The sequence below is a fragment of the Microcoleus sp. Pol14D4 genome, from assembly GCF_036701245.1.
Classification (GTDB): Bacteria; Cyanobacteriota; Cyanobacteriia; order Cyanobacteriales; family Microcoleaceae; genus Microcoleus.
The window spans coordinates 1-4,667 of sequence record NZ_JAUBQM010000161.1 but is presented as its reverse complement, the minus strand read 5'-3'; the positions used below and the strand labels follow the sequence as shown (position 1 = coordinate 4,667).

Here is a 4,667-nt window from a genome sequence, read left to right as displayed (position 1 = left end):
TTGCTTTCTATTATGCCATCAACTTAGCCAGACAATTGTCTGAGTATTTATACTGATTGCCAAAGTGGGATGCTCCCCTTAGTTCGGGTAGGACAGACCGTAATTGGTCGCTCGGTGTTCAGAAAACATAAGTTAGAGCAGAGCATGATTAGACACAACAGCAATGTTAGTGAATCTTGGAAGACGTTACCGTGGAAGAAATTCCGCCGTAATTTATTCCGCCTACAAAAGCGCGTGTATAAAGCGATTCAGGTTGGAGACAAGCAGAAAGCAAAGTCCCTTCAAAAGCTAATTCTGAAATCTCGGGCTGCAAGAATGCTGGCGATACGTCAAGTAACTCAACTAAATGCTGGCAAAAAGACTGCGGGAATCGATGTCCAAGCCTCACTCACATTTGAGGAAAGGTTTTCCCTGAGTGAAGAACTCAGAGACAAAAATAACAACTGGAAACACCAGAAATTACGTTCAATACCAATCCCTAAAAAGGATGGGAGTACCCGCCTCCTCAAGATACCGACTATCGCCGATAGAGCGTGGCAATGCCTCGCGAAATACGCGCTAGAGCCAGCACACGAAGCAATTTTCCACGCTACGAGTTATGGATTTAGAACAGGAGTGCGATTCGTTGGGTAGAAACTAGCCCTGAAATGGGTAGAGGATTACCCGCAAGTAACATAAGAACCTTGACAATTTGATAGTCATGTGGGTGAGAGAAAAGTATTCTAGAACCACTCAAGTCCCACCCTCCAAGTGCAGGAGTGAAAGCACACAGAGCGCAGTTCTGAACTGTGTCCCCCAGGGTAGCGACTAGCCATCAATCCCTGAAGCGGGGGTGAAAGGTGTCAATGCTGGAAGCCTAATCTGGCAATCACCAAGCAAGAGTTCATGAGTAGGCATACGAAGGTACGTTTAACCATCGTCATAAATAACCAGCGGAATCAGGCTTACACGCTGGGAGTCCCAAACAGGGCAAGGATAATGGGGAGTTGGCAATTCCTGGTTGACCAACAAGCACTTCCTCCAAACCCGGTGGATAGTACCGCTATAAAAACTCTATCAATGGCTATCAGAAACGAAGTAACCTCTCGTAAGCTCTCAGTCAGATCGATGACTGAGTAGGTGCTAACCGGATGCTGCGAGTAGGAAAGATTGAGTCAAAAGCCAAAGCCTGAAGTAATGTTCAGGATATGCAGACAGACTCACGATGTTTTGGAAGATAGAGACTCAAGTAAGGAGTATAAATGTCTAAAACGAGTTTAAAGACTACGGTGGAATGGCACTCGATTAACTGGCGCAAGCTAGAGCGGCGAGTTTACAAGCTCCAAAAGAGAATCTATCAAGCCTCTCAACGTGGTGATGTAAAGGTATTACGCAGACTCCAAAAGACGTTGATGAATTCTTGGTCAGCAAGAGCATTATCGGTTCGTAGAGTTACCCAAGATAACACTGGCAGTGCGGCTCGTTGACGCGCCAAGGAGAAATCCGAAAGCGTCACACCTGCTGAAAGCAGGTCAATAGGGAAGGGTGGCAACACTCGAAACCGAGATAACTTAGTTTCCGTGGAGGTGAAAGTCCTCCTTCTGTAAGTGTCCAGATAACAGCATCACCCCCAGCTATGGAGAGGGTAGCACCGCCAGAACTGAAGCGGGGTGAAAACCGGATAAGCTACCAGCCTGAAATGTAGTGAAACCGGGAGCATCTGGGGCAGAACAGCGAAAGCGAACTCTTGTACAAACCGTCGTCATTGTCAACTTGCGGAATAAGGCTAATACGCAGGGAGCGAAATAAGCTCACGGGAACGGTAGATAGCAGCTTGTCCTTCTGACTATCGGCACTTACCAAAACCCGGCGGATTGAGAGGTTCTACAACCAGTACCAACGGAAACTAGGAACGAGTTAAACCAAGGGAACGGCTCTCCCGAATCGGTCAGACTCTGGAGTAGTAGCTAGCGTAAGCCACCTTTGGAAGGATTGGGTCAGAAGCCAACGCCTCTCTGTAATGGAGAGGATATGCTGACAGACTCACTGCTGTGTGAAAGATACGTTCGCAAAGTACGAGTAAAGATGTCCAAAACGGAGATTACATCACAAGTGGAATGGAAAAATGTGAACTGGCGGAAAGCCGAGTTTGCAGTTTTCAAGCTCCAAAAGCGGATTTATCGCGCTTCACAGCGTGGAGATGTTCAAACAGTTAGGCGGCTCCAAAAGAGTCTAGCTCAGTCCTGGTCTGCAAAACTAATTGCCGTGCGACGGGTTACACAGGACAATAAAGGTCGGGTTACGGCGGGAGTTGACGGGATAAAATCCTTAAAACCTCCAGCACGATTAGAACTGGCAAAAAACCTGAAAGTAAACGGGAAATCAGCACCAACTCGAAGGGTTTGGATTCCTAAACCCCGAAAGCCGGAAAAACGAGGACTCGGAATCCCAACAATTGAGGAAAGAGCAAAACAAACGCTAATCAAACTGGCGTTAGAACCAGAATGGGAAGCACGTTTTGAATCGGAATCATACGGCTTTAGACCTGGCAGATCTTGTCATGACGCAGTTGAAGCAATCCGAACGTACATCGCCCAAAAACCGAAGTATGTTTTGGATGCAGACATCTGTCGGTGTTTTGACAAAATAAACCATACCAAACTGTTAGAAAAACTTAATACCTTTCCCATCTTCGAGCGTCAAATCAAAGCGTGGCTCAAAGCGGGAGTAATCGACTTCAGCAGATGGGCAGAAAGGAAGGGATTTCAAGAGACACTGGAGGGTGTTCCGCAAGGTGGTAGTATCTCACCACTTTTAACGAACATCGCGCTCCACGGTATGCAACAACGCATAGAGGCACAGTTTCCCAGCGATAAAGCAAACAGAATCCGAAATAGCAAAAGGTTATTTGGAAAGGAAGTGAAAGCTCCTACGCTTATACGCTACGCGGATGACTTAGTTGTAATATGCGAAGAACTTGCCGTGGTACAACAATGTCAGCAAATTCTATCAGAATGGTTAAGCGAATTGGGGCTTGAGTTGAAACCCGAAAAAACTCGGCTAGTACATACACTAGAAGAACATGGTGGAGAAAAGCCTGGATTTAATTTTCTAGGATTTTCCATTCGCCAATACCCAGTAGGGAAACACCATTCAGGTGAAACATCGAAAGGTAAAAAGTTGGGTTTCAAAACCATCGTAAAACCCTCCAACGAAAAGCTTCAAGCTCATTACAGAAAGCTCGATAAGTACGTCGAGGAGAATAACAGCAGTAGTCAAGCTGCTCTAATCAGTTTCCTCAATCCAATCATTAGAGGATGGTGTCACTACCAATCTCCTTGGAACTCAAAGGAAACGTTCAATAAACTCGACCACCTACTCTGGAGCAGACTGTATCGATGGGGGAAACGCCGTCACCCTAACAAAGGGAAAAAGTGGGTTGCCAGAAAATATTGGCGAACCATCGGTAATAACAATTGGGTCTTTGCAAGCTCGAGGAAAGAGCAGGATTCCTTCAACCTCCTACTCCATGCCGCATTTCCTGCGGGTTTGAGATGGAGAAAAGTACAAGGAACACGCAGCCCCTACGATGGAGACTCGATTTATTGGAGCGCCAGAATGGGCGAAAATTACAAATACCTAGAACCGCAGAAAGCAAGACTGCTCAAGCGGCAGAAAGGTAGATGCGCCCAATGTGGACTGAACTTTAACCCAGGTGATTCAATCGAAAAACACCACCTAAAGCCTAGAGCCAAGGGTGGAAATAATGCCGACAAAAACCTGATATTAGTCCACCTGCATTGCCACGACCAAATTCACGGGCAATCTGAAACAGAACCGCGCTGAGGGAGTTTTCCCTTATTGGAGATGTCACAAGCAAAGGTGACAGTCACACACTGAGGAGCCGAATGAATAGCGATATTCACGTTCGGTTCTGGAGCCGAGCAGGTAGGGCGACCTGCCTGCTTAGGTTAACAAAAAACAGCAGGAGTGGATGGAATTAAATCTCTATCCCCAGCAGCTCGTTTGAAGTTAGTAAACAACTTAAAACTGGGTTCTAAGGTCAGCCCGACCCGGAGAGTATGGATTCCAAAACCGGGAACGGAAGAGAAGCGACCTCTAGGTATACCTACAATGAAAGACAGAGCCTTGCAAGCACTCGTCAAGATGGCACTAGAGCCTGAATGGGAAGCGCGATTTGAACCCAACAGTTATGGATTCAGAGCCGGAAGGTCATGTCATGATGCAATTGAGGCAATATTTAACGAGATTAGGTATAAAGCCAAATACGTGCTAGATGCCGACATCTCCAAGTGTTTCGACCGCATCAACCATGTAGCGCTGCTTAACAAACTTAATACATTCCCCACCATTCGCCGTCAAATACGAGCCTGGTTAAAAGCGGGAGTGATGGACAATATGCAGCACTACGAGACATCTGAGGGTACTCCACAGGGTGGGGTCATCTCCCCACTACTAGCAAATATTGCCCTCCACGGGATGGAACACCGGATTAAGCAAGCTTTCCCCAGAAGGACAATAGTCAAGAAAGGGAAATACTCTGGTTATCAATCAGGAGCAACATTAATCAGGTATGCAGATGACTTCGTGAGCGCGACACGATGTCGCATGTTGTGAGTGAGGAGGTGACTTCTCTAGGTTAGTGTCCAAACCTATCCTCAATCTCC

2 protein-coding genes and 2 pseudogenes are annotated in these 4,667 nt (G+C 46.6%); all 4 read left to right on the top strand.

What is annotated here, in order from left to right; translation table 11 throughout:
* The first annotated feature begins 144 nt into the window (after positions 1-144).
* Entirely contained in the window at positions 145-633 is a 489-nt protein-coding gene (locus tag QUA33_RS27615; protein WP_333152894.1) for a reverse transcriptase N-terminal domain-containing protein, read from the top strand.
* A gap of 608 nt (positions 634-1,241) precedes the next feature.
* Positions 1,242-1,451: pseudogene (locus QUA33_RS27610) on the top strand (reverse transcriptase N-terminal domain-containing protein); the annotation flags it as partial.
* Positions 1,452-2,010: 559 nt separating this feature from the next.
* Positions 2,011-3,825, top strand: coding sequence for a reverse transcriptase domain-containing protein (locus QUA33_RS27605; RefSeq protein ID WP_333152891.1), 1,815 nt, complete (start codon positions 2,011-2,013; stop codon positions 3,823-3,825).
* 129 nt (positions 3,826-3,954) lie between these two features.
* Positions 3,955-4,590, top strand: a pseudogene (locus tag QUA33_RS27600) (reverse transcriptase domain-containing protein); the annotation flags it as partial.
* Between the last annotated feature and the right edge of the window lie 77 nt (positions 4,591-4,667).

Excerpts from the sequence above, each read along its gene's own strand:
- QUA33_RS27615 (WP_333152894.1), top strand. The coding sequence starts at position 145 with ATGATTAGACACAACAGCAATGTTAGTGAATCTTGGAAGACGTTACCG.
- QUA33_RS27605 (WP_333152891.1), top strand. The coding sequence starts at position 2,011 with ATGCTGACAGACTCACTGCTGTGTGAAAGATACGTTCGCAAAGTACGA.